Annotated in this window: 21 protein-coding genes; 5 read left to right on the plus strand and 16 right to left on the minus strand. The window is 74.8% G+C overall.

The features are described from left to right. The first annotated feature begins 49 nt into the window (after positions 1–49). A complete protein-coding gene (locus ACWD3O_RS12400) occupies positions 50–1,099 on the plus strand; it encodes a lactonase family protein (protein ID WP_451415797.1) in 1,050 nt (349 codons plus the stop codon). An 83-nt stretch (positions 1,100–1,182) separates the two neighbouring features. On the opposite strand, the gene ACWD3O_RS12405 is transcribed toward ACWD3O_RS12400, so the two are convergent. Beyond that, the gene (locus ACWD3O_RS12405; RefSeq protein ID WP_451415798.1) at positions 1,183–2,277 is read right to left on the minus strand and encodes a baeRF2 domain-containing protein; all 1,095 of its coding nucleotides are present in this window, start codon (positions 2,275–2,277) and stop codon (positions 1,183–1,185) included. A 111-nt stretch (positions 2,278–2,388) separates the two neighbouring features. Between ACWD3O_RS12405 and ACWD3O_RS12410 the strand changes: the two genes are divergently transcribed. Together ACWD3O_RS12410 and ACWD3O_RS12415 are read left to right on the plus strand one after the other, a co-directional pair. After that, positions 2,389–2,850: a universal stress protein gene (locus tag ACWD3O_RS12410; protein WP_451411046.1), complete on the plus strand. Its 462-nt coding sequence runs from the start codon at positions 2,389–2,391 to the stop codon at positions 2,848–2,850. A gap of 114 nt (positions 2,851–2,964) precedes the next feature. Next, positions 2,965–3,222: a hypothetical protein gene (locus tag ACWD3O_RS12415; protein ID WP_451411047.1), complete on the plus strand. Its 258-nt coding sequence runs from the start codon at positions 2,965–2,967 to the stop codon at positions 3,220–3,222. A 129-nt stretch (positions 3,223–3,351) separates the two neighbouring features. Here ACWD3O_RS12415 and ACWD3O_RS12420 read toward each other — a convergent pair whose 3' ends face one another. From ACWD3O_RS12420 to infC, 9 genes are all read right to left on the minus strand, one after another. Further along, a complete protein-coding gene (locus ACWD3O_RS12420; protein WP_451411048.1) occupies positions 3,352–3,897 on the minus strand; it encodes an NUDIX hydrolase in 546 nt (181 codons plus the stop codon). A gap of 127 nt (positions 3,898–4,024) precedes the next feature. Next, positions 4,025–5,377, minus strand: a complete 1,353-nt coding sequence (locus ACWD3O_RS12425; RefSeq protein WP_451411049.1) for a transcriptional regulator — start codon at positions 5,375–5,377, stop codon at positions 4,025–4,027. Between the two features lie 266 nt (positions 5,378–5,643). Then, positions 5,644–8,154, minus strand: a complete 2,511-nt coding sequence (gene pheT, locus ACWD3O_RS12430; RefSeq protein WP_451415799.1) for a phenylalanine--tRNA ligase subunit beta — start codon at positions 8,152–8,154, stop codon at positions 5,644–5,646. Beyond that, on the minus strand, positions 8,154–9,287 hold the full coding sequence (pheS, locus tag ACWD3O_RS12435; RefSeq protein WP_451411051.1) for a phenylalanine--tRNA ligase subunit alpha: 1,134 nt from the start codon (positions 9,285–9,287) through the stop codon (positions 8,154–8,156). Before pheS ends, pheT begins: the two co-directional genes overlap by 1 nt. A gap of 208 nt (positions 9,288–9,495) precedes the next feature. Then, positions 9,496–10,671 (minus strand): ATP-binding protein, encoded by a 1,176-nt coding sequence (locus ACWD3O_RS12440; RefSeq protein WP_451415800.1) that lies wholly within the window; start codon positions 10,669–10,671, stop codon positions 9,496–9,498. 50 nt (positions 10,672–10,721) lie between these two features. Then, on the minus strand, positions 10,722–11,603 hold the full coding sequence (locus tag ACWD3O_RS12445) for a TrmH family RNA methyltransferase (RefSeq protein ID WP_451415801.1): 882 nt from the start codon (positions 11,601–11,603) through the stop codon (positions 10,722–10,724). A gap of 780 nt (positions 11,604–12,383) precedes the next feature. Then, positions 12,384–12,767 carry a 50S ribosomal protein L20 gene (rplT, locus tag ACWD3O_RS12450; RefSeq protein WP_151774738.1) on the minus strand — a complete coding sequence of 128 codons (384 nt, stop codon included), beginning with the start codon at positions 12,765–12,767 and terminating at the stop codon, positions 12,384–12,386. 101 nt (positions 12,768–12,868) lie between these two features. After that, positions 12,869–13,063, minus strand: a complete 195-nt coding sequence (rpmI, locus tag ACWD3O_RS12455; RefSeq protein ID WP_003947156.1) for a 50S ribosomal protein L35 — start codon at positions 13,061–13,063, stop codon at positions 12,869–12,871. A gap of 142 nt (positions 13,064–13,205) precedes the next feature. Next, entirely contained in the window at positions 13,206–13,850 is a 645-nt protein-coding gene (infC, locus tag ACWD3O_RS12460; RefSeq protein WP_451411086.1) for a translation initiation factor IF-3, read from the minus strand. Positions 13,851–14,277: 427 nt separating this feature from the next. On the opposite strand from infC, the gene ACWD3O_RS12465 reads away from it, so the two are divergent. Next, positions 14,278–14,673, plus strand: coding sequence for a DUF1844 domain-containing protein (locus tag ACWD3O_RS12465; protein WP_356138047.1), 396 nt, complete (start codon positions 14,278–14,280; stop codon positions 14,671–14,673). 52 nt (positions 14,674–14,725) lie between these two features. Here ACWD3O_RS12465 and ACWD3O_RS12470 read toward each other — a convergent pair whose 3' ends face one another. The 3 genes from ACWD3O_RS12470 to ACWD3O_RS12480 all read right to left on the minus strand — a co-directional run bounded on the left by ACWD3O_RS12470 (position 14,726) and on the right by ACWD3O_RS12480 (position 17,598). Continuing rightward, complete coding sequence (locus tag ACWD3O_RS12470) at positions 14,726–15,451, minus strand: SseB family protein (RefSeq protein ID WP_451415802.1); 726 nt, start codon at positions 15,449–15,451, stop codon at positions 14,726–14,728. A 126-nt stretch (positions 15,452–15,577) separates the two neighbouring features. After that, entirely contained in the window at positions 15,578–16,744 is a 1,167-nt protein-coding gene (gene mycP, locus ACWD3O_RS12475) for a type VII secretion-associated serine protease mycosin (protein WP_451415832.1), read from the minus strand. Positions 16,745–16,794: 50 nt separating this feature from the next. Then, positions 16,795–17,598 carry a hypothetical protein gene (locus ACWD3O_RS12480; protein WP_451415803.1) on the minus strand — a complete coding sequence of 268 codons (804 nt, stop codon included), beginning with the start codon at positions 17,596–17,598 and terminating at the stop codon, positions 16,795–16,797. A gap of 506 nt (positions 17,599–18,104) precedes the next feature. Between ACWD3O_RS12480 and ACWD3O_RS12485 the strand changes: the two genes are divergently transcribed. Beyond that, positions 18,105–19,307: an amino acid deaminase/aldolase gene (locus ACWD3O_RS12485; protein WP_451415804.1), complete on the plus strand. Its 1,203-nt coding sequence runs from the start codon at positions 18,105–18,107 to the stop codon at positions 19,305–19,307. 70 nt (positions 19,308–19,377) lie between these two features. On the opposite strand, the gene ACWD3O_RS12490 is transcribed toward ACWD3O_RS12485, so the two are convergent. Genes ACWD3O_RS12490 through ACWD3O_RS12500 form a run of 3 tightly spaced genes read right to left on the minus strand, consistent with a single transcriptional unit; the run spans position 19,378 to position 22,910 of the window. Then, positions 19,378–20,685 (minus strand): haloacid dehalogenase-like hydrolase, encoded by a 1,308-nt coding sequence (locus ACWD3O_RS12490; protein ID WP_451415805.1) that lies wholly within the window; start codon positions 20,683–20,685, stop codon positions 19,378–19,380. A gap of 27 nt (positions 20,686–20,712) precedes the next feature. Then, positions 20,713–21,519 (minus strand): 3-oxoacyl-ACP reductase, encoded by an 807-nt coding sequence (locus ACWD3O_RS12495; RefSeq protein ID WP_451411059.1) that lies wholly within the window; start codon positions 21,517–21,519, stop codon positions 20,713–20,715. Further along, a complete protein-coding gene (locus ACWD3O_RS12500) occupies positions 21,516–22,910 on the minus strand; it encodes an aldehyde dehydrogenase family protein (RefSeq protein WP_451415806.1) in 1,395 nt (464 codons plus the stop codon). Before ACWD3O_RS12500 ends, ACWD3O_RS12495 begins: the two co-directional genes overlap by 4 nt.

Here is a 22,910-nt window from a genome sequence, read left to right on the forward strand (position 1 = left end):
CGGGTGGACGCGCGGGCGGCCCGGACGTGCGGCTCCTAGGCTGACCGGCATGACGAGCACAGCGGCCCCTCGGGCCTTCATCGGTTCCTTCACGTCGAGCGGCGGACGGGGGATCGTCCAGGCGACGGTGGACCCCGCCACGGGATCGCTGACCCCGACGGCGGTCGTCGACTCCGTGCCCGACCCGTCCTACCTCGCCCTCGGGCGGCGGACCGGCGGCGGACCGGTCCTCTACTGCGTCTCCGAGCGGTCCGAGGGGGCGGTGGCCGCGTTCGACGTCGCCGGGCCCGCGCCCGAGCCGCTCGGCACGCCGGTGCCGGTGGAGGGCGCCGACCCGACGCACCTCGCCGTGGTGGCGGGCCATGTCGTGACCGCCAACTACGGCTCGGGCAGCGTCACCGCGCTGCCGCTGGGCGCCGACGGCGTGCCGGGGACGCCCAGCGGCGTGCTGGGCAACGAGGGGACGGGGCCGGACCCGGAGCGGCAGGAGGGCCCGCACGCGCACCAGGTGGTGCCGGACCCGTCGGGGCGCTGGGTGCTGGGCGTCGACCTCGGCACCGACGCGGTGCGGGTCTGCGAGCTGGACGCGGCGAGCGGCGGACTGCGCCTGCACGCCTCGGTGCCGCTGCCGCCGGGCACGGGCCCGCGCCACCTGGTGCTCCACCCGCGGGGCACGCACGCCTACGTCCTCGGCGAGCTGCGGCCCGTGGTCACGGTGTGCCGCTGGGACGGCGCCTCGGGCGAGCTGCGGCCGGTGGCGGAGTTCCCGCTCTTCCCGGACGGCTCCGACGTCCCCGTCCAGCCGTCGGCCCCGGTGATCTCGCACGACGGCCGGCGGCTGTGGGCGGCGGTGCGCGGCACGGACACCGTCGTGGTGCTCTCGGTGGACGAGGAGGGCGAGCGGCTGGAGGTCCTCACCTCGGTGCCGTGCGGCGGAACCTGGCCGCGGGACCTGGTGCTGGATCCGTCGGGCAGGCGGCTCTACGCGGCCAACGAGCGCTCGGGGGACGTCACCTGGTTCGACCTCGACGAGGACGGCGTGCCGCGGCGGGCCGGGTCCCTGGACGTGCCCGCGGCCTCCAGCGTCCTCTTCATGTGACGGCGTGACTGTGTGACGGCGTGAAGGCGTGATGTCGTCACCGTCCGGGCCCGTGGGCGCGGCCCCCGGGCCCGGACGCGCCGTCAGTACCGCAGCAGCGCGGCGACCCCGTCGGTGGCGGTGGCCGGAGGCAGCAGTTCGGTGAAGTTCGCCCCGCTCAGCACGGCCGCGCGCAGCAGCAGGGTTCCCGCCGGGGCCGTGAACAGGGACGAGGCGTCGCCGAGTTCGGCCGGGTCGGTGCCGAGGACCTGGGGGTCGGTGCGGGAGGCGTAGAGGTCGGGGTCGTTCGCCCGGTCGGCGGAGAGCAGCAGCGTCTCCACCCGCCCCTCGGACAGGGCCTGCTGCACGGCGGGGATGCCCTGGAGGGCGCGGCCGCCGGCCGTCTCGGCCTCCAGCCGGTCCAGCACCTCGCGGTGGCTGGCCGTCATGGCCTCCCGGATCGCCTCGTCGGCGCTCTCCCGCAGGGACTCCCGCGCCGAGGAGTCGGACCGGCCGCCCTCGACGTAGACGACCTTCCCGGAGGGCGGCCGGTCGGCCAGGTGCTCGCGCAGCAGTCCGATCGCCTTGGGGTCGCCCGCCACCAGGACGACCGCGGCGTCCACGTCGGCCGCCGCCTCCCGTACCCCGTCGGCCGCCTGCCCGGTGTTCTCCGACCAGACCTGGACCGAGCGGCGGTGGTAGGACTTCTGCGCCTCTTGGCCCGCCTTCACGCGGGTGATGTGGAGCGTGCTGCCGTTGAAGGTGCGCTGGTGGGACGCCTCGTGGGCCGCGGCCGGGTAGGCGTACACGTCTCCGCCCTCACGGTCGACGGCGACCACCACGTGCGGGAGCTGGTGGTCGCGGTCGAGGGCGAGCCCCAGCGGGTCGGGGACCGGCAGCACCCGGGCGCTGTCCGCGGCGGGAGGCTCGGCGAGGGTGAAGGCGCCCAGGACCCGGCCGCCGGCGGCGAACAGCGCCTCGCCCTGCGGGCCGGGCACCTCGGCGACGCCGCCGACCACCTCGTCGAGGGCGGCGAGGGTCTCCTCGTCCGCCCCCTGCTCGGCCAGCGTCCGGCGCGCGGAGCGCCAGCGCAGTTCGATCTGCTTGTCGGCGTCGTGCGAGGAACGCGTGGTGTCCAGGTGGACGGAGACCACGGGGCCTTCGCTCTCGTACAGAGGCTGAAGAAACGCAAGTTCCATGATGTCCAGGCCGGGTCGGCCTACCCCTTCCACGCCGCCTTCCGGTATGTACTGTTTGCGACGATATGACAGACGCCGCGGTGGCGCCCGCCGCCCGGTCGAGGAGGAGCCATGACTGACCAGCAGGACGGGCCGGGCCGCATCGTGGTCGGGGTCGACGGTTCGGACGCCTCCAAGGAGGCGCTGCGATGGGCGGTGCGCCAGGCGGGGTACACCGGCGGCGTGGTCGAGGCGCTGAGCGCGTGGGACTTCCCGCACTTCCACGGCAGCCTGGGCTGGCTCCCCCCGCCGAGCAGCGACGAGGCGGCGCTCCAGGCCCGCGCGCTGGACGAGCTCGAGGAGGCCGTCGCCGCGACGGTGGGACCGCGGCCGCCGGTGGCGATCCGCTCCGAGGTGCGCTACGGCACGGCGGCCGGCGTGCTGATCGACGCCTCCCGGGGTGCGGAGCTCCTGGCGGTCGGCGCGCGGGGACTCGGCGGCTTCTCGGGGCTGCTGCTGGGGTCCGTGTCCCAGCACTGCGTGCAGCACGCGGCGTGCCCGGTGGTGGTGATCCGTCACGGTGACGGTGGGTGACCGCGTTTCACACACCGTGTGAGCCGAGGGCGTGCATATGCCAGGCGCACACTCTCCCGCTCGGTCGCCCGGCGCTGTTGGCTTGCCGGTACGACTCGAGAGAGGAGCGAGACCGTGAACACCACCCCCGAACCGCCGGTGGTGCACAAGGAGGTGGCCGAACTGCGCCGCCGCTGCGACGTGGCACAGGCCCGCGTCGACGGCGGGCTGGCGCTGCTCGACCACCGGGCCGAGGAGGCGGCCGGAGAGCTGGAGGCGCTCGCCGCGAGGGTGACGGCGCTGGAACGCAACCGCTGGCCACTGCGCGCCGTGGCCACCCTCGCCTCCGTCGCCGCCCTGGCCCTCACCGCCTGGCAGACCTTCCCCCACTGACCCCACTCCCCCCACCCCCACGCCCACGCCCGCCCCCGCCGCGCAGCCCCGCAGCCTCCGCGGCCCCCGCTGCCCGCCGCCCCCGTTCCGGGTCCGCCGGGGCGGGGGCGGCGTCGACGCGGGGCGGCGTCAGGAGGTGGCGTCGTGGCCGAGACGGAGGTGGTGGAGGAGGAGCAGCGCCGCGGCCATGTTCGCGCCGGGGACCTCCCCCCGGGCGATCAGGTCGGGGACGACCTTCAGCGGGACCCACTCCCGCCGCTCGGACTCGAAGGCGTCGACCGGTTCCCCCGCGAACTCACCGCTGTCGGCCCAGTAGACGTGGTGCCGCGCGTCCGTGAGCCCGTTGCTGGGCTCGACGCTCAGCAGGTGGCGCAGCGGCCCGGGCCGCCACCCCGTCTCCTCCTCCAGTTCCCGCGCCGCCGCGACGGCCAGGTCCTCGCCCTCCTCCACCACCCCGGCGGCCAGTTCCCACCCCCAGCTGTCGGTGATGAACCGGTGCCGCCAGAGCAGCAGCGCCTCGTCCGCCTCGTTGACGATCGTGGCCACGGCGACCGGCCGCATCCGGATCAGGTAGTGGTCCAGGTGCCTTCCGTCCGGCAGCCGGACGTCCGCCAGCTTCACGTCGAACCAGCGGTTCCCATACACCGGCTGTTCGCTCAGTTTCGCCCACTGCATCTTTCTGCCACCTTTCGACGGTATCCGACGAGTGAGTGGCAATATCGCAGCAGGACGGCGCCCCGCAGCAGGGGCGACAGGGGCGCATCACGGCGTGCGCGGAGCCGCCCGCGGGGCAGAGGAATGCCTAGGGGAACGGCACCCGCAGCGCCAGGTCGATGAGTTCGGCCGCCTCGCCGGTGCCCGCGCAGTCGCTGCGCAGCAGGTGCTCGCGCACCGTGCGGAGCCGGTCCCGCAGCCGCTGGGACTCCATCCCCCGTGCGAGCCGGGCCATTTCGACCGCGGTGACCACCGCCTTGTCCGCGTCGCCGCGCCGCAGCTCGATCTGGCTGAGCATGGCCAGCCGGTGCACCCGGCCCCGGTCGTGCGCCGGGGTGCCGACGGCGGCCTCGGCGTGCTCCCGCGCGGCCGTCAGGTCGCCGAGACTGAGCAGCGCCTCCGCCACCTGCACGTTGACCAGACCGGGCTGGACATAGCCGGTCTCGTCCGGCTCGTGGCCGCGGTGGATGCGTTCGGCGGCCTCCTCGGCCCGCCGGATGCAGGAGAGGGCTCCGGTACCGTCGCCGAGGTGCGCGTACGCCTTGGCCTGCATGGCGTAGAGGTCGGAGGCGAGGGCCGGGGTGATGTGCTTCCCGGCCGTGCGTAACGCGGCCTCCGCGAAGGCCACCGCCTGGCGGAACTCCCGCATGAACAGCGCCTGGTTGACCAGCAGCGCGATCACGTACGCGCCGAGCCCCCGGTCCCCGCTGGCCTTCGCCAGCCGCAGCGCCTGGTGGAAGTACCGCTGGGCGAGCCCCTGGGCGTCCGAGTCGTAGGCGCAGATCCCCGCGACGGCCACCAACGCACCGGTGACGCGGTGGAGTTGGCGCCCGGTGGCGTCCGGGTAGCTGCCCCGCAGCAGCGGCGCGGCCTCGTTGTTGAGGAAGCCGACGACCCGGGCGCGGGTCGCCACTCCCCCGGCCTTGCGGTACATGTGCTCGTAGTGGGTGCGGGCGGCACGCAGCATCTCGATGTCGTCGGGGGAGACGCGCAGGTGGCCGCCGCGGGAGACGTCGGTGTCCTCGGGCGGGTTCTCCCACTCCCACACCGGCATCACGGCGGGGGTGCCGGTGACGGCGGGCGCGCCGAGGACGTGCGGCCGCTGGAGCTCGTCGGAGCGCCACAGCGCGGTGGCGCGGTCGACGAAGCCGGACAGCGAGCCGGCGTGCGGGGAGGCGGGCGCGCCGGGCACGCCGAGCCCGATGTCGTCCAGGGTGACGGGGCGGCGCAGGCGAGCGGAGAGCACCTCGCAGATCAGGTCGGGGACCTGGCCGCGGGGCCGCTGCCCCTTCAGCCAGCGGGCCACCGCCGTGTGTTCGTAGCGCAGTTCGAGCCCGCGGGCCCGGCCGGCGGCGTTCACCCGGGTGGCCAGGCCGGCGTGGGAGACGCCCGCCTCGTCGAGGAGCGCGTCCAGCAGGGTGTTGGGCTGTCTCGGGGTCATGTGGGGTGCCCTCCGGTGCCTCGGTTCCGCCAGGGTAGTGGGTCCCGATTCACACGGGGTGCGAACGGAACGCCACATCCGGCCCGGTACGCGCGCTTCCGCCACGCCGGAGGCGGCCGGTTCCCTGGTTCCTCGGCGGGCCGCCGTCTCCCCCCTCACGCCACCGACGCCGGCCCGCCGTCTCCCTTCCCTGGGAAACGCCGCGGGCCCGCCCTCCGAGCTGGAGGACGGGCCCGCGGCCGGCCGGGTGCCGGGACCGGCGGAGACTACGCCCCGCGCAGCACCGCGCCGAAGCGCTCGGCCGCCGTGGCCACCGCGGCGTCGCGCGCGGCCGAGGCCTCGTCCGCGGTGAGCGTGCGGTCGGCGGCGCGGAACCGCAGCGCGTAGGCGAGCGACTTGCGGCCGTCGCCGAGCTGCTCCTCGTTGCGGTAGACGTCGAACAGCCGGATGGCCTCCAGCAGTTCGCCCGCGCCCTCGCGCAGCGCCGCCTCGACCTCGGCGGCCGGGACCGCCTGGTCGACGACGAGCGCCACGTCCTGCGTGGCGACCGGCATCGAGGAGATCCGCGGCGCGGCCACCGGGCCGGCCGAGGCGCGCTCCAGCGCGTCCAGGTCGATCTCCATGGCGGAGGTCCGGGGCGGCAGGCCCAGCGTCTTCAGCGCGCCGGGGTGCAGCTCTCCGGCGTGGCCGATGACGCGTTCCTCGCCGCCCTCCACCACGACCAGTTCGGCGCAGCGGCCCGGGTGCCAGGGCTCGTACTGGCCCTTGCGGACGATCAGCTCGGTCCCGGCCTCACGGGCGAGGATCCGGGCCGCCTCGACGGCGTCGGCCCAGTCGGACGGCCGGCCCGTGCCCCACCAGCCGGCCTGCTCCCGGGCGCCCGCCAGGACGACCGCGGCGTGCTTCGGCTGCTCGGGGAGCGCCGCCTGCAGGTCCGCGAGCTCCTCGCCGGTGGGACGGCGGTGCACCGGCGGCGTGCCGGGGACGGAGCGCTCGGCCTTCGGGTGGAAGACCAGACCCGTCTCGAAGAGCGCCAGATCGTGCGAGCCGCGGCCGTCGTTGCGCCGCAGCGCGCCGAGCAGGCCCGGCAGCAGCGTGGTGCGCAGCGCCGGCTCCTCGTCGGAGAGCGGGTTGACGAGGGTGACCAGGGTGCGCCGCGGGTCGTCCGCGGGCACGCCGAGCTGGTCGAGGACCTGGGTACCGAGGAACGGGTAGTTCGGCGCCTCGACGTAGCCGGCGGCGGCCAGCGCGCGCCCGACGCGGCGGTGCAGCCGCTGGCGCGGGGTGAGTCCGCGTCCGGCCGGGGGCCGCGGCAGCGTGGAGGGCAGGTTCTCGTAGCCCTCGAGCCGGATGACCTCCTCGGCGAGGTCGTTGGGGTCGGTCAGGTCGGGCCGCCAGGACGGCACGGTGACGACCAGCTCGTCCTGCCCGTAGACGTCGCAGCCGATCTCCTGCAGGCGGCGGACCACGGTCTCGCGGCCGTACGCCATGCCCGCCACCTTGTCGGGGTGGTCGGCGGGGATGGTGATGGTAGCCGGGGCGGAGGGCGCGACGACCTCGGTGACGCCCGCGTCGGCGCTGCCGCCGGCCAGGAGGACCAGCAGGTCGACGGTGCGCTGCGCGGCGGCGGAGGCGGCCAGCGGGTCGACGCCGCGCTCGAAGCGGCGGGAGGCCTCGCTGGACAGCTTGTGCCGGCGCGCGGTGCGGGCGATGGCGATCGGGTCGAAGTGCGCGGCCTCGATCACCACCTCGGTGGTGTGGCTCTCGCGGCCGTCGCCGATCTCGGTGTTGGCGCCGCCCATGACGCCCGCGAGGCCGATGGGCCCGCGGTCGTCGACGATGACCAGGTCCTCGGCGTCGAGGGTGCGGGTCACGCCGTCGAGGGTGGTGAGCTTCTCGCCCTTCTCGGCGCGGCGCACGCCGATGGCGCCCTGGACCAGGGTGCGGTCGTAGGCGTGCAACGGCTGGCCGAGCTCCAGCATCACGTAGTTGGTGATGTCGACGGCCAGCGAGATCGGGCGCATGCCGGCCTTCTGGAGGCGGCGCTGCAGCCAGATCGGGGACCGGGTGCCCGGGGCGATGCCGGTGACGGTGCGGGCCGTGAACCGGTCGCAGCCGCGCGGGTCGGTGATCTGGACGGGGTAGCCGAACGCGTTGGGCGCGGGCACGTCCAGCAGCGCCGGGTCGCGCAGCGGCAGGCCGTAGGCGGTGGCGGCCTCGCGGGCCACGCCGCGCATCGACAGGCAGTAGCCCCGGTCAGGGGTGACGGCGATGTCGAGGACCTCGTCGACCAGCTCGAGCAGCTCGATGGCGTCGGTGCCGACCTCGTGCTCCGGCGGCAGGACGATGATGCCCTTGGTGCCGTCGTCGCCCATGCCCAGCTCGTCGCTGGAGCAGATCATGCCGTGGGAGGTCTTGCCGTACGTCTTGCGGGCGGCGATGTGGAAGCCGCCGGGCAGCGTGGCGCCGGGGAGGACCACGACGACCTTGTCGCCGACGGAGAAGTTCCGGGCGCCGCAGACGATCTCCTGGGGCTCACCGGTGCCGTTGGCCTGGCCGACGTCGACGGTGCAGAAGCGGATCGGCTTCTTGAAGCCCTCCAGCTCCTCGATGGTCAGCACCTGGCCGACGACCAGGGGGCCCTTGAGGTCGGCGCCGAGCTGCTCGACGGTCTCGACCTCCAGACCGGCCGAAATGAGCTTGGCCTGGACGTCGCGCCCGGTCTGAGTCGCCGGCAGGTCGACGTACTCCCGCAGCCAAGAAAGCGGGACCCGCATCAGATCTCCATCCCGAACGGCCGGGTGAACCGGACGTCACCCTCGACCATGTCTCGCATGTCTTCGACGTTGTGGCGGAACATCAGCATCCGCTCGATGCCGAACCCGAAGGCGAAGCCGCTGTACTTCTCCGGGTCGACGCCGCAGGAGATGAGGACCCGCGGGTTGACCATGCCGCAGCCGCCGAGCTCGATCCAGCCCTCGCTGGAGCAGGTGCGACAGGGGCGGTCGGGGTTGCCGACGGACTCGCCCTTGCAGACGTAGCAGAGCATGTCCATCTCGGCGGAGGGCTCGGTGAACGGGAAGAAGTTCGGCCGCAGCCGGGTCTTCATGTCCGCGCCGAACAGCGCCTGCACCATGTGGTCCAGGGTGCCCTTGAGGTCCGCCATGGTCAGGCCCTCGTCGACGGCGAGGAGCTCGATCTGGTGGAAGACCGGGGTGTGGGTGGCGTCCAGCTCGTCGGTCCGGTAGACGCGGCCCGGGCAGACCACGTAGACCGGCGGCTCGCGGTCGAGCAGGGCGCGCGCCTGCACCGGGGAGGTGTGGGTGCGCAGCACGACGCCGGACTCGCCCTCGGCGCCTCCGGTGCCCTCGGGGCCGTGGACGAAGAAGGTGTCCTGCATCTGCCGGGCCGGGTGGTCCGGGCCGAAGTTCAGGGCGTCGAAGTTGAACCACTCCGCCTCGACCTCGGGGCCCTCGGCGATCTCGTAGCCCATGGCCACGAAGACGTCCGCGACGCGCTCCATCATGGTGGTGAGCGGGTGGCGGGCGCCGGCCGGGACGCGGTCGTGGGGGAGGGTGACGTCCACCGACTCCTCGACCAGGACACGGGCGTCGCGCTCGGCCTCCAGTTCCGCCTGGCGGGTGGCGAGCGCCTTGTTGACGGCGCCGCGGGCCTGGCCCACGCGCTTGCCCGCCTCGGCCTTGGCCTGCGGCGGCAGGGCGCCGATCTCGCGGTTGGCGAGAGCCAGCGGCGACGTACCGCCGGCGTGGGCGGTCTTCGCCTCCTGGAGGGCTTCGAGCGAGTCGGCGGCGGCGAAGGCGGCGAGCGCCTCGTCCCGCATGCGCTCGATGTTTTCCGGTTTCAACGCCTCGACCTCGACCGGGTCGTACGACTTATTCGGTGCCGACATCTCTTCCCGTGCTCTTCCGATTGGCTGGCTGGAGTGGCCCCGCTTGGACGGCTGTCCCGGCCGCCGTCCCGGTGGGGCGGCGTGTCCCGGCGGCCGTGTCCCAGAAGGCGGGGACACCAAGGTGCCAAGGGCCGAGTCTAACGGGGCGGGTATGTGCGGATGCGCCCGTGGGCCGCGGTCCGGCGCCCGGATCTCCGGAGGAGGTCCCTCAGAGGAGGTGCGCCGGGGTGCCCACGGGCAGGGTAAATCGGAACTGGGCGCCGCCCGAGGCGGCCCGCCCGACCGTGATGACGCCGGAGTGGGCTTCGACGATGCCCTTGACGATGTAGAGCCCCAGGCCGGTGCCGCCGCGCTTGCTGCCCCGCCAGAAGCGGGTGAAGACGCGGTTCATGGACTCCTCCGGGATGCCGGGGCCCTCGTCGCTCACGGTGACCGACGTGGCGGCCTCCACCCCCTCGCGGGGCGAGGCCTGGGCCGTGATCTCGATGGTGACAGTCCCGCCGCCGTGGCGCACGGCGTTTTCCAGCAGGTTGCCGAGCACCTGGTCGACCTTGTCGGGGTCGGCCCACAGATCGGGCAGCGGCCGCTCGACGTCCAGCCGGAACCGGTCGGGGCTCTGACCGGCCGCGACGTACGCCTGGATGTGGCGGTCCACGGCGGCGGCGATGTCGACGGGCTGGCGGCGCAGCTCCAGGCGGCCGGAGTCGATGCGGGAGATGTCGAGGAGCTCGGCGATCAGGCGGGTGACCCGGTCCGCGTCCGCGTCCACGGTCTCCAGCATCAGCCGCTTCTGGTCGTCGGTGAAGCGTTCCCACTTGGCGAGCAGGGTGGCCGTGAACCCCTTCACCGAGGTCAGCGGCGAGCGCAGTTCGTGGGCGACGGTGGCGATCAGCTCGGCGTGGCTGCGCTCGGTGCGGCGGCGGGCCTCGGTGTCGCGCAGGCACACCACCACCCGGCGCACCGGGCCGCCGGGGCGTTCGCGCACGTAGCGGGCGGAGACCAGGACCTCACGGCCGCCGGGCAGCAGCAGGTTGCGTTCCGGCTGGCGGGTGCGGGTGGCGAGGCCGCCGTAGGGGTCGGTGAGCCGCCACCAGCGGCGGCCGTCCAGGTCCTCCAGCGGCAGGGCGCGCTCCAGGGAGAGCCCGAGGGCCTCCTGGGCGGGGGTGGCGGTGATGCGTTCGGCGGCGGCGTTGAAGCAGACCACCCGGCCGCGTTCGTCGGCGACGACCAGGCCGTCCGGCAGGTCGTCGGGGCGCACGGCGCCGTCCGGCGGCAGGACGTCGGGGGCGGCCATCGGAGGGCCGGGCGCGTTGCCGCGCGGGCGCGGCGCGCCCGGCGCCGTGCCGGACGGCGTGCCCTTCGACGTACTGGTGCCGACGCTCATCCCCGTACCCGCCTCTGCCTGTTGGGAGGGCCCCCGAGGCAGTCACCCTACTAGCTGCCGGTGACGGAGCGGCACCCTCCGGCGGCGCGCTGTGCACGGGCGGAGGCGTAGAGGCACACGGCGGCGGCGGTGGCGAGGTTGAGGCTCTCGGCCCTGCCGTGGATCGGCACGCGCACCACGGCGTCGGCGAGTGCGCGGGTCTCCTCCGGCAGGCCCCACGCCTCGTTGCCGAAGACCCAGGCGGTGGGGCCGCCCATGGAACCGGTGTCCAGCTCGTGGTCCAGGTCGTGGGTGCCGGCGCCGTCGGCGGCGAGCACGGTGACCCCGGCCTCCTTGAGCCCGGCGACGGCCCGCTCGACGGGCACGCCGACCGCGACCGGCAGGTGGAAGTGGGAGCCGACGGAGGCGCGGACGGCCTTGGGGTTGTAGAGGTCCACGGACGCGTCGGTGAGCACCACGGCCTCGGCGCCGGCCGCGTCGGCGCAGCGCAGCACGGTACCGGCGTTGCCGGGGTCGCGGACGTTGGCGAGCACGGCGACCAGCTTGGGCCGGGAGCGGAGGATCTCCTCGAACGGCGTGTCCAGGAAGCGGCAGACGCCGACCAGGCCCTGCGGGGTGACCGTGGTGGAGATGTCGGCGATCACCTGCTCGTCCGCCAGGTGCACGCGGGCGCCGGCCGCGCGGGCGTCGCCGACGATGTCGGGGTAGCGGTCGGCGGCCTCGGGCGTGGCGAACAGCTCGGTGAGGGTGGGCGTGCCGCCGGTTCCGCCGGATCCGCCGGGTCCCCGGTGGGCCGCGGCCTCGCGGACCGCCTGCGGGCCCTCGGCGAGGAAGAGCCGCTCCTTGCTCCGGAAGTTCCGCTTCGCCAGCCGTCGGGCGGCGCCGACGCGAGGGGAACGCGGGGAGATCAGCTCGGGGGCTGCGGAGGGCATGGACTCACCTTCGGTGGGGGCGGGCGGCGGAACTCGGGCATCGGTCGGAAGGCGCCCTCGCGGGGAGGGAGCCGCGTGCGCCGACACGGGTCGGACACGGAACCCCACCCACGCGAGCCACGGGCACCGGTACACGGCGCCCGCACACGGCCTCCGTACAGGGCGCCGGTACACGGGGCCCGTACACGGCCTCCGTACAGGGCGCCCGCGCACAGGATCCCTGCAGGGCGACCGTGCGCGGGGTCCGTGCGCGGCACCCGTGCAGGGCGTCCGTGCGCGGGGTCCGTATAGGACGTCCGTGCGCGGCGACCGTGCAGGGCGACCGTGCGCGGCACCCGTGCAGGGCGACCGTGCGCGGCATCCGTACAGGACGTCCGTGCGCGGCATCCTGTACAGGGCACCCGCGCACAGGATCCCTGCAGGGCGACCGCGCACGGCACCCGTACAGGGCGACCGTGCGCGGCATCCGTACAGGACGTCCGTGCGCGGCATCCGTGCACGGCACCCGTGCGGGACGTCCGTGCGCGGGCGTCCTGCGGGCGGGGCGTCCGTGGAACGTGCGTCCCGTGGACGGGGGCGCCCGTGGAACGTGCGTCCCGTGGGCGGGCCGTCGGCCGCGGGCGTCCCAGGCGCGTGGCGTCCCGCGGTGCGGGCGTCGGCCGGAGGCGTCCCCGGCGCGGCACGCGGGGGTCGTGGGGCCGGGGCCCCACACACGTCCGGACCCGCAGGCCGTCAGGCCTGCGGGTCCGGGGTGTCACAGCCGGTGGTCACCGGCAGACGTCACGCGGCCTTCGGCGCGTTCACGTCCGCGGGGAGCGCCTTCTGCGCGACCTCGATCAGCGCCGCGAACGCGGTGGCGTCGTTGACGGCCAGCTCCGCGAGGATCTTGCGGTCCACCTCGACGTTGGCGGCCTTCAGACCCTGGATGAAGCGGTTGTAGGTCATGCCGTTGGCGCGGGCAGCGGCGTTGATGCGCTGGATCCACAGCTGACGGAAGTCGCCCTTGCGCTTCTTGCGGTCGTTGTAGTTGTAGACCAGCGAGTGGGTGACCTGCTCCTTGGCCTTGCGGTACAGGCGCGAACGCTGACCGCGGTAGCCGGAGGCCTGCTCGAGGATCGCCCGGCGCTTCTTGTGGGCGTTGACTGCCCGCTTGACGCGTGCCACTTTTTAACTCCTTGTAGCGGGGCCGTGGTGGATGCTCACACGGCCCGGAAACGACTGGGTCCCGGTCTGACTGACGTGACGGCGGCCGGGCCGCCGGGACGTCACTTGCCGAGAAGCTTCTTGATCTTCTTGGCGTCGCCCGGGGCCATCTCGGCGTTGCCGGTGAGGCGACGCGTCAGACGGGACGACTTGTGCTCGAGCAGGTGGCGCTTGCCGGCGCGCTCGCGGAGCACCTTGCCGGAGCCGGTGATCTTGAAGCGCTTGCTGGCACCGCTGTGCGACTTGTTCTTCGGCATAGCGCCGTTCTCTCCTCGTCGGTGGCGCTCCGGTGCCCGGTTCGGCTGCCTCTCGGCGGCCAGGCCGGGCACCTGTGGAGCGTCGCTGTTTTTCGGTGGACACACCCTGGGGCCTGATCGAAGGATCGGGCGCCCGGGATGATCAGGCGTCGGACGAAGCCTCGGCCTGGCCGTCGGCGGGGGCCTCGGCGGCGTTCTGCGACTTGCCGGGGTTGGCCTTCGCATCCGCCTTGCGGGCCGCCTGGGCCTCGCGGGCCTCGGCCATCGCCTCGGTCTTCTTCTTGTGCGGACCGAGGACCATGATCATGTTGCGGCCGTCCTGCTTCGGGTTCGACTCGACGAACCCGAGGTCGGCCACATCCTCCGCGAGACGCTGCAGCAGTCGGTAGCCCAGTTCGGGGCGGGACTGCTCACGACCGCGGAACATGATCGTGATCTTGACCTTGTCGCCCTGCTTGAGGAACCGGACGACGTGACCCTTCTTGGTGTCGTAGTCGTGCGGGTCGATCTTCGGCCGGAGCTTCATCTCCTTGATGACCGTGTGCGCCTGGTTCTTGCGCGCCTCACGGGCCTTCATGGCCGACTCGTACTTGAACTTCCCGTAGTCCATGAGCTTGCACACGGGCGGACGGGCGTTCGCCGCGACCTCGACCAGGTCCAGGTCGTACTCCTGCGCAAGCTCCAGGGCCTTGGCAAGCGGGACAATCCCGACCTGCTCGCCGCTGGGACCGACAAGTCGCACCTCGGGAACGCGAATCCGGTCGTTGATGCGGGGCTCGGCGCTGATGGATCCTCCTCGGTAGCACCACGCGGCAGCCTGGCATGACAGCCGCGGACGTCTATGTCTTCGTCGGACCTAACCGCGCCGGGACAAGAAAAATGCCCCGCACGGTCTCACAGGCGGGGCTCCTCGAACTGCTACCGGAGCACCGCCGCGAGCGTCGCGGGGCGCGCATTCGGCGAACGACGTCCTGGAACGGACGGCCTTCGCTGACCGGTGACCCGCCGCCCGGAGGGCAGCCAGGTGGGAGTTCGAAGGACTCCACTTGTGGGCCGGTTCCGCGGTCCCGAAAAGTTTCGCGACGCACGTGTCCGGCCGGTCGTCACACTAGGTTAGCAGCTCCGGGAGTGGTGCGCTAACCGGTGCCCGCCGGGGTCCGGCGCCCCGGCTCCCGGCCGCGAGGGGCGCGGGGCCTGCGCCTATCGTGTCATCCATGAGTGAGACCTCCCCCTCGGGCGCGCACGAGCACGCCGAACACGCCGACACCGCCGCGACGCCCGACTTCGACGCCATGACCCGCGACATCGCGGAGGTTCCGGCCGTCGAGGTCATCGTGACGGTCGCCGTCAACCTGATGAGCGCCGCCGCGGTCAACCTCGGCCTCACCGAGGAGGGTGACCGGTACAAGGACCTCGACGAGGCCCGCAAGCTGATCCACGCGCTGGCCGGCCTGCTCGACGCGAGCGCCACCGAGATCAGCTCCTTCCACGCCGCCCCGCTGAAGGACGGCCTGAAGTCGCTGCAGCTCGCCTTCCGCGAGGCCTCGGCCGTCCCGGACGAGCCGGGACAGGGCCCGGGCGAGAAGTACACGGGCCCCGTCTGGGGCTGACGGCCCCGTACTCGATGTAGATGTCCTGGGCGACCTGGAAGTGGTCGGGGGTCTAGCGCACGTAGAGGGGCTCGCCCGGCAGCGGGGTCCCGGCCGGCACCACCGCCAGGTCGAGACCGCGCAGCAGGCGGGCCCTCAGCGTTTCGTCGGCGGCGAGCCGCCCGGCGACGGACCGGACCACCGCGGCCGCGGCCTCCGGGTCGTCGAGGACCAGCGCCAGCATCCCGTCCCGCTCCCCCGGCAACAGGTACGCCCGGCCGACGGCGGGCTCGGCCGCCACGGTCGCGCGCACCGCGGCGGCGACGGCGGGGTCGGCCAGCGGGTCCACCGAGGTCCGGCCCTCGGCCAGCGCCAGCAGCGCGGGACGGTTGAGCTCGTAGGGCACCGGACCGGCGAGGTCCAGGACGACCGTGTCCGCCTTCTCGTGCGCGGCGGCCTGGAGGGCCTGGTGCAGCGGGACGGCGACGGGCCGGGCCTCCGGGTCCCAGAGGGCGAGCGCCTCGGTGGAGGTGAAGGCGGGCAGCGCGGTGCGGTGGCCGGCCTTCAGGGTCGGCACGGCCATGTCGCTGGTCTTCTCCCGGCGCAGACCGTTCTCGTCCTCCTCCACCTCGCCGAGGACGGCGACGACGGGGACGAGGAGGCGGGCGTCCTTCAGGGCCTCCAGCACGGGGCCGTGGGCGGCGCGGTCCTCGGACCACGCCCGAAGCGCGGCGGCGAGGCGCGGATCCGCGGACCCGTCGTCGTCCGCGAACCCGGGATCGGGGATGTTCTTCTTCACGCCCCGACCCTATCCCCGCGCTCCGCACGGCCGGGCGGGGCCTACGGCCCTCAGGCGCGGGCCGTAGGCCCCGCGCGGCCCGAGCGCGGGGCGCGTCCGCCCGCCGCGGCTCGCGTGACGGCGGGGTCAGGTGCCGCGGCGGCCGCGGGCGAGGGCCGTCGCGCCGAGGAGGAGGACCACGCCGGCCCCCGCCGCGGGGTACGCCCACCCCGGCGCGCCGGGGTCCCCGGCCGCGTCCCCGGGCCCGTCCCCGAAGTACCGCTCGCGGTAGGGGTGCGCCGCCACCCGCCGCTCCTCCGGTCCCGCCTTCTCCGCCGCCGCCAGCGCGGCAACCGGGTCGAGCAGCCCGTGCCCCCGGGAGTCGTCCCGTCCGCCGTCGGGCGTGTCCCGGGCCGTGTCCTCGAGCAGCCGCTTCACCTGGGCCGGCGACAGGTCCGGGTGCGCGGACTTCAGGAGCGCCGCCGCGCCGGACACCCATGCCGCCGCCGCGCTGGTGCCCCAGCCTTCGTAGTACTGCCCGTCCGGGTCGGCCGTGACCACGTCCACGCCCGGCGCGCTGACCGTGGCGTACCAGCGCCGCGTGGAGAAGTCGGCCCGCTTCCCGTCCTGGTCGACCGCCGTCACCGCGATGACCCCGGGGTACGCCGCCGGGTAGGACACCCGGTTGCCGGACTCGCCGCCGTTGCCGGCCGAGGCCACCACCACGACCCCCTTGGCCAGGGCGTACTGCACCGCCTCGTCCTGCTCCCGCTCGGGGTGCGCGGACCGGGAGTCGTCGCCCAGCGAGAGGTTGATGACGTCCGCGCCGTGGTCGACGGCCCAGCGGATGCCCTCGGCGAGCGCGTCGGCGCGGGTGCGTCGGGCCTTGGCGAGCTGCGGGTCGTCCTCCTCGAGGATCACCCGCACCGGGAGGATCCGGGCCTCGGGCGCCAGCCCCATGACGCCGTCCCCGTCGTTCCAGCCGTGGCCGTGACCGGCGATGATGCCGGCCATGGCGGTGCCGTGCCCGGCCCAGGCGTCGTCGCCCGGTCCGGCGCCGAAGCCGACCAGGTCCTTGCCCCGCAGGACGTTGCCCGCGAGATCGGGGTGGTCCGGGTCGACGCCGGTGTCGAGCACCGCGACGGTGACGCCCTCGCCGCGCGTGGTCCGCCAGGCCTGTTCCGCGCGCAGCTCCCGCAGGGCCCACTGCCCGTCCCGGATCAGGTCGGCGTGCGCCACGGGGAGGGGCAGCAGCACCAGGGTCGCGCCCAGCACGGCGGCCAGCGCGGCCCCCCGGCGGCGGCCCCGGCGCACCGGGCGGCGGGCGGGGGCGTCGGCGGTGTCGGCAGTGTCGGCGGTGTCGCTCACGAGGGGGTCTCCCGGTAGGGGGCGACGGTCCTGCGCACGTCCTCGGCGAACAGGCCGGCCAGCCGGCCGGCGTCGTGACCGAGTCCGGCCTGGGCGGGGGCCGCGTTGGTGGAGCCCTGGAGGGCCTCCGGCGCGGGCACCGGCTTCTCCACCGGCCGTCCGTCCGCCCAGCCGGAGACGGCGTAGACGATCACGGGGGCCTCGGTCAGCACGTCCAGCGCCCAGGACGCGCGCTGACCGTCGCCGAACCCCTCGGCGGGGGTGCCCTCGGCCGCGTACGGGCGGGGCAGCCGGTCGGCGCCGACGTCCAGCCCGTCCTCCCGCACCCGGGTGCGCAGGGCCCGCATCTCGTCGGCGTCGCCCTCGGTGAAGAGCAGGCCGACGGTGACCAGGTGGCTGCCGGTGGCGTCGGTGTAGGTGGCGCGGAGCAGGCGTTCGCAGCCGACGGCGGCGAGGGTCTTGTGCAGCGCGGGGTCGAAGGCGTCGGAGCACCCGCTGTCGGGGGCGACCGCGACGCGGTTCCAGGTGCGGTCCGCGCCGCCGGGGCCCAGGTCCCGGCCCTTGACGGTGGGCGGGAAGAGCTCGTCGACCGGGGTGGTGCGCCACAGGGAGCGGGCCTCGGCGTAGGCGTCGCCTCCGCCCTCCCCGCCGCCGGTGACCGCGGCGGTGGTGCCGGCGGCCAGCAGTCCGGTGCCGAGCAGTCCGCAGGCCAGCGCCGCCCCCAGCCGCCCCCGTCCCCGCGGACGGAGGGGCGCGGCGGGCGCGGATGCCGGCGTCACCGTCGCGGAGGTCCCGGCCACGGGCGGCCCCCACGGCGGCGGCACGGCCGCGCGCTCGCCGGACGGGGCGCCCGACGGGGCGGCGGAAGCCGGAGACACCGGGGCGGCGGAAGCGGGCGGCCTCGGGGCGGCAGAAGCGGGCGGCCTCGGGGCGGCGGGACCGGACGGGACCGGACGCAGCCGGACGGTGGTCTCCTGGGCCGTCGGCCGGGAGCCCACGGCGGGCGGCGCGTCGGGGAAGCGCGCGGACGCGGCGGGTGGCGGCGGCGTCCGGTCGCGGGCCTGGTCCGCGCTCTCGCGGCGGTGCGGGGGAACGGTCATGGGAGAGGGTGGGGGATCGTGCGGCGGCCGGGCCGGGGGGAACGGACGGCGCGCTTCCGTGCTCATCTCCACCCCCGCCTCCGTGCCTGGTGTGCGCGTCACTCTACGGCCAGACGCGCCCGGTCGGGGAACCGGTTCTCGGCGTCGCGGCATCTGCCCGGATCGTCCCCCTACCCTGGCGTGCCCATGCCTGGCAGTCTGCGTTCATGACAGCCCGAGCCACCGATCGCACCCGGTACGACCGGGCCACCGCACACCTCGACGCCCCTCTGGCCGTGGTCGATGTGGAGGCCTTCGACGCCAACGCCGACGACCTGGTCCGCCGGGCGGGCGGCAAGCCGGTCCGGGTGGCCAGCAAGTCGGTGCGCTGCCGCGCCCTGCTCGAACGCGTGCTGGCCCGCCCGGGGTTCGCCGGGATCATGTCCTTCACACTGCCCGAGTCGCTGTGGCTGGCCCGGGCGGGCTTCGAGGACGTGCTGTGCGCCTATCCGTCCGCGGACAGCTCCGCCTTCGCCGAGCTCTGCTCCGACCCCAAGCTGGCCGCCGCGGTGACGGTGATGGTGGACGACCCGGCGCAGCTGCGGCTGATCGACGAGGCGCGGGGCGGCGGCGGGGAGACGGTCCGGGTCTGCCTCGAACTGGACACCTCGCTGCGGCTGCTGGGCGGACGGGTCCGGGTGGGCGCCCGGCGCTCGCCGCTGCACGCCCCGGAGCGACTGGCGGAGCTGGCGCGGGCGGTGGCCGGGCGGCCGGGCTTCCGGCTGGTGGGCCTGATGGCGTACGAGGGCCATGTCGCCGGGGTGGGGGACGCGGTGGCGGGGAAGCCGCTGAAGTCCCGCGCGGTGCGGCTGATGCAGGCGGCGGCGCGGCGTGAGCTGGCGGCGCGCCGGGCGGCGGCGGTCCGCGCGGTGCGGGAGGCCGCGCCGCACCTGGAGTTCGTCAACGGCGGCGGCACCGGGAGCGTGCAGCACACGGCGGCGGAGGAGGCGGTCACGGAGATCGCCGCCGGTTCGGGCCTGTTCGCGCCGCGGCTGTTCGACGACTACACGTCCTTCCGGGCCCGCCCCGCCGCCCTGTTCGCCCAGCCGGTGGTCCGGCGTCCCGGTGTGGGCGTGGTGACGGTCCTGGGCGGCGGCTACCCGGCCTCCGGCGCCCCCGGCCGGGACCGGCTCCCGCAGCCGTACCTGCCGGAGGGGCTGCGGTACGACCCGATGGAGGGCGCCGGGGAGGTGCAGACGCCGCTGATGGGGCCGGCGGCGGACGACCTGCTCGTGGGCGACCGGGTGTGGTTCCGCCACGCCAAGGCGGGCGAGCTGTGCGAACGCTTCGCCGCGCTCCACCTGGTCGAGGGCGACCGGGTCGTCCGCACGGTGCCGACCTACCGGGGCGAGGGCATGACCTTCCTGTGAGCCGCGGGCCCGGGCGCTCCCAACGCCTGGGCGCTCCCTACGCCCGGGCGGTCCCAACGCCCGGGCGGTCCTACAGCGGCTGGTCGGGGATCACCGTGCCGTCGTCCCGGCGGACCGGCGCGCCGGTGCCGTCGGGGCGGGTGAAGGCGGTGGTCGAGCACGGGTGGTGGCCGCGCTCCGCGGGGAGCGGCTCGATGAACATCGGCTGGACCAGCCACCGGCCGTCGGCGTTGTCGCGGGCCCGGCAGAGGATCTCCGGCTTCCGCCGGTCCAGCACCACCCGCAGTCCGGTGGCGTCGCCGACGAAGGTGACGTCGGTGTCCGCGTCCCCGGCGCCCAGCAGGGGCCGTCGCGCGGGCTGCTGCCGCTGCCAGGCGGCGGCGCCGCGGACCCCGTAGATCGTCTCGTTGACCCAGCAGCGCTTGCCGTCGACGTAGGGGATGGCCTCGCCCCTGTTGGCGCCCACCGCCCCGCAGCCCTCGGCCTCCATGGTGATCCGGCCCCGGGCGTCGGTGACGGGGCGGATGGCGACGGTGTGCGCGGCGTCCACCCCGACCGGCCGCGCCCAGACCTCGGTGACGGGTTCGAACCCGGCGGAGACCACGTACACCGCGAACCCGGCCCGCTGCAGCGCCCGGATCAGCTCCCGCTGCTGTTCGTAGGGGCGGACCCAGCCCGGCACGGACCGGGTGCCCAGCCGGACGGTGGACCCGACCGGCGCGGCCAGCGCCTCCTTGCGCGCGGCGGAGGCGATCTCGCGGACCTCCTGCGGGGTGAGTCCGGCGAACAGCCGGGGCACCCAGGCGTACTGCGGCACGGTGCGGCGGTGGTTCCAGTTCCCGGCGAAGGCGGGTGCGCCGGCGGCGGTGCGGGCGGTCTCGCGGATCAGCGAGATCTCGTCGGCACAGGCCGGCATCGCGGAGGTCGGCATGGCCCCGCCCGCCGGCTTGCGCCCGCAGGCGGTGCGCAGGGCGGTCTCGGCAGCGGGGGTGAGCCAGGGGCTGGTGTCGGACCAGTCGGCGGGGCGCCGCAGCCGGTCGTGGCGCAGTGCCCACGACAGGGTGGCGTCGGTGACGTCGTTCTTGACGACGGTGTTGTCCCAGTCGAAGACCGCGACCGGCGGCGCGCCCCGCCGGCCGGTGGCGCACGGGCCGCGGGTGTCGATCAGCCGCTGCAGCCGCTCCCGGTTGTCACCGCTCCACTCCCCCGTGAGCCGGGGGCAGCGGGTCTCCCGGTCGGCCCCGACGGCCGAGGCGGCTGAAGCGGCTGAAGCGGCCGGGGCGGCCGAGGACGGAACCGCCGCGGCCACCAGCGTGGTGGCCGCGGCGAGGGTCCGGGCGGCCCGGAGGAGCAGGCGGCGGTACGTCAGGTGTCCCATATGCCCGGGACCGTACACCTGTGTCCGCTACAGGGGCGTGACGTACGCGCCCGAGATGCCGCCGTCCACCAGGAAGTCGGTGGCGTTGACGAAGGAGGAGTCGTCGCTGGCGAGGAAGGCCACCGCGGCGGCGATCTCCTCGGCCTCGGCGAACCGGCCCACCGGGATGTGCACCAGCCGGCGCGCGGCGCGCTCCGGGTCCTTGGCGAACAACTCCCGCAGCAGGGGGGTGTTGACGGGCCCGGGGCAGAGGGCGTTGACCCGGATGCCCTCCCGGGCGAACTGCACGCCGAGTTCGCGGGACATGGCCAGCACGCCGCCCTTGGAGGCGGTGTAGGAGATCTGCGAGGTGGCCGCGCCCATCCGGGCGACGAAGGACGCGGTGTTGATGATGGAGCCCCGGCCCTGCCGCCGCATGTAGGGGATGGCGGCCTTGCAGCACAGGTAGACCGAGGTCAGGTTGACCTCCTGGACCCGCTTCCAGGCCTCCAGGCCGGTGTCCAGGATGGAGTCGTCGTCGGGCGGGGAGATGCCGGCGTTGTTGAAGGCGATGTCGACCGAGCCGTAGGTCTCGTACGCGGTGCGGAACAGCGCCTCGACCTGTTCGGGGTCGGTGACGTCGACCTGGACGAAGGTGCCGCCGACCTCGTCGGCGGCGGCCTTGCCGGTGGTCTCGTCGACGTCGCCGCAGACGACGTGCGCGCCCTCGGCGGCGAGCCGTCGCACGGTGGCCAGTCCGATGCCGCTGCCGGCGCCGGTGACGACGGCGGTACGGCCGACGAGGCGGCGGCAGACGGCTTCCCGGCCGGTGCCGGTCTGGCTGGTGTCGGTCATCGGTCGGTGCCCTCCGTGCTGATGAAGACGTTCTTGGTCTCGGTGAAGGCGGCCAGGGCGTCCGGGCCGAGTTCGCGGCCGATGCCGGACGCGCCGAAGCCACCGAAGGGGGTCCAGTAGCGGACGCTGGAGTGGGAGTTGACCGACAGGTTTCCGGCCCGTACGGCGCGGGAGACCCGCAGGGCGCGGCCCACGTCACGGGTCCACAGCGAGCCGGAGAGGCCGTACTCGGTGCCGTTGGCGAGCCGGACGGCGTCCGCCTCGTCCTCGAAGGGCAGCACCACGGCGACCGGCCCGAAGATCTCCTCGCACGCCGCGGGGGCCTCCGGGGAGAGTCCGGTGAGCACGGTCGGCGGGAACCAGAAGCCGGGTCCCTCGGGCGCCTTGCCGCGGATGGCGGGCGTGGCGCCGTCGCCGTGGGCGCCCTCCACGTAGGCGCCGACCCGCTCGAGCTGGGCGCGGGAGATCAGCGGGCCCATCTGGGTCCGCTCGTCGGCCGGGTCCCCCACCCGCACCGACTCGACGGCGGGTTCCAGCAGTTCCAGGAACCGGTCGTACACCGGCCGCTGCACCAGGATGCGGGTGCGGGCGCAGCAGTCCTGGCCGGCGTTGTCGAGGAAGGCCATGGGGGCGGCGGCAGCGGCGGCCTCCAGGTCGGCGTCGGCGAAGACGATGTTGGGGCTCTTGCCGCCGAGTTCCAGGGTGATCCGCTTGACCTGCTCGGAGCAGAGCGCCATCACCCGCCGGCCGACCCGGGACGACCCGGTGAAGACGATCTTGGCGACGCCGGGGTGCCGCACCAGCGCCTCGCCCGCGACGTCACCGCGTCCGGGGAGCACCTGCAGCAGGTCCTCGGGCAGCCCCGCCTCCAGGGCGAGTTCGGCCAGGCGCAGGGCGGTGAGCGGGGTGGTCTCGGCGGGCTTGAGGACGACCGCGTTGCCCGCGGCCAGGGCGGGGGCGAAGCCCCAGGCGGCGATGGGCATCGGGAAGTTCCACGGCACGATCACGCCGATGACGCCGAGCGGTTCCAGGAAGGTGACGTCGATGCCGCCGGCCACCGGGATCTGGCGGCCGGTGAGCCGTTCCACGCCGCCTGCCGCGTAGTCCAGCAGGTCACGGACGTTGCCGGCCTCCCAGCGGGCGTTGCCGACGGTGTGTCCGGCCTCCCGGACCTCCAACTGGGCCAGTTCTTCGAGGTGTCCGTCGACGACGGCCGCGAAGCGGCGGAGCAGCCGGGCCCGTTCGCCCGGGGCGAGCGCCGCCCAGCCGGTCTGGGCGCGGGCGGCCCGTCGCACGGCGTCGTCGACGTCCGCGGCGGTGGCGCCGGGGACGGAGGCGATGGTCTCCCCGGTGGAGGGGTCGAGCACGTCGAGGCTGGCGGATTCGGTCAT

This window comes from Streptomyces sp. NPDC002640 (genome assembly GCF_053592575.1).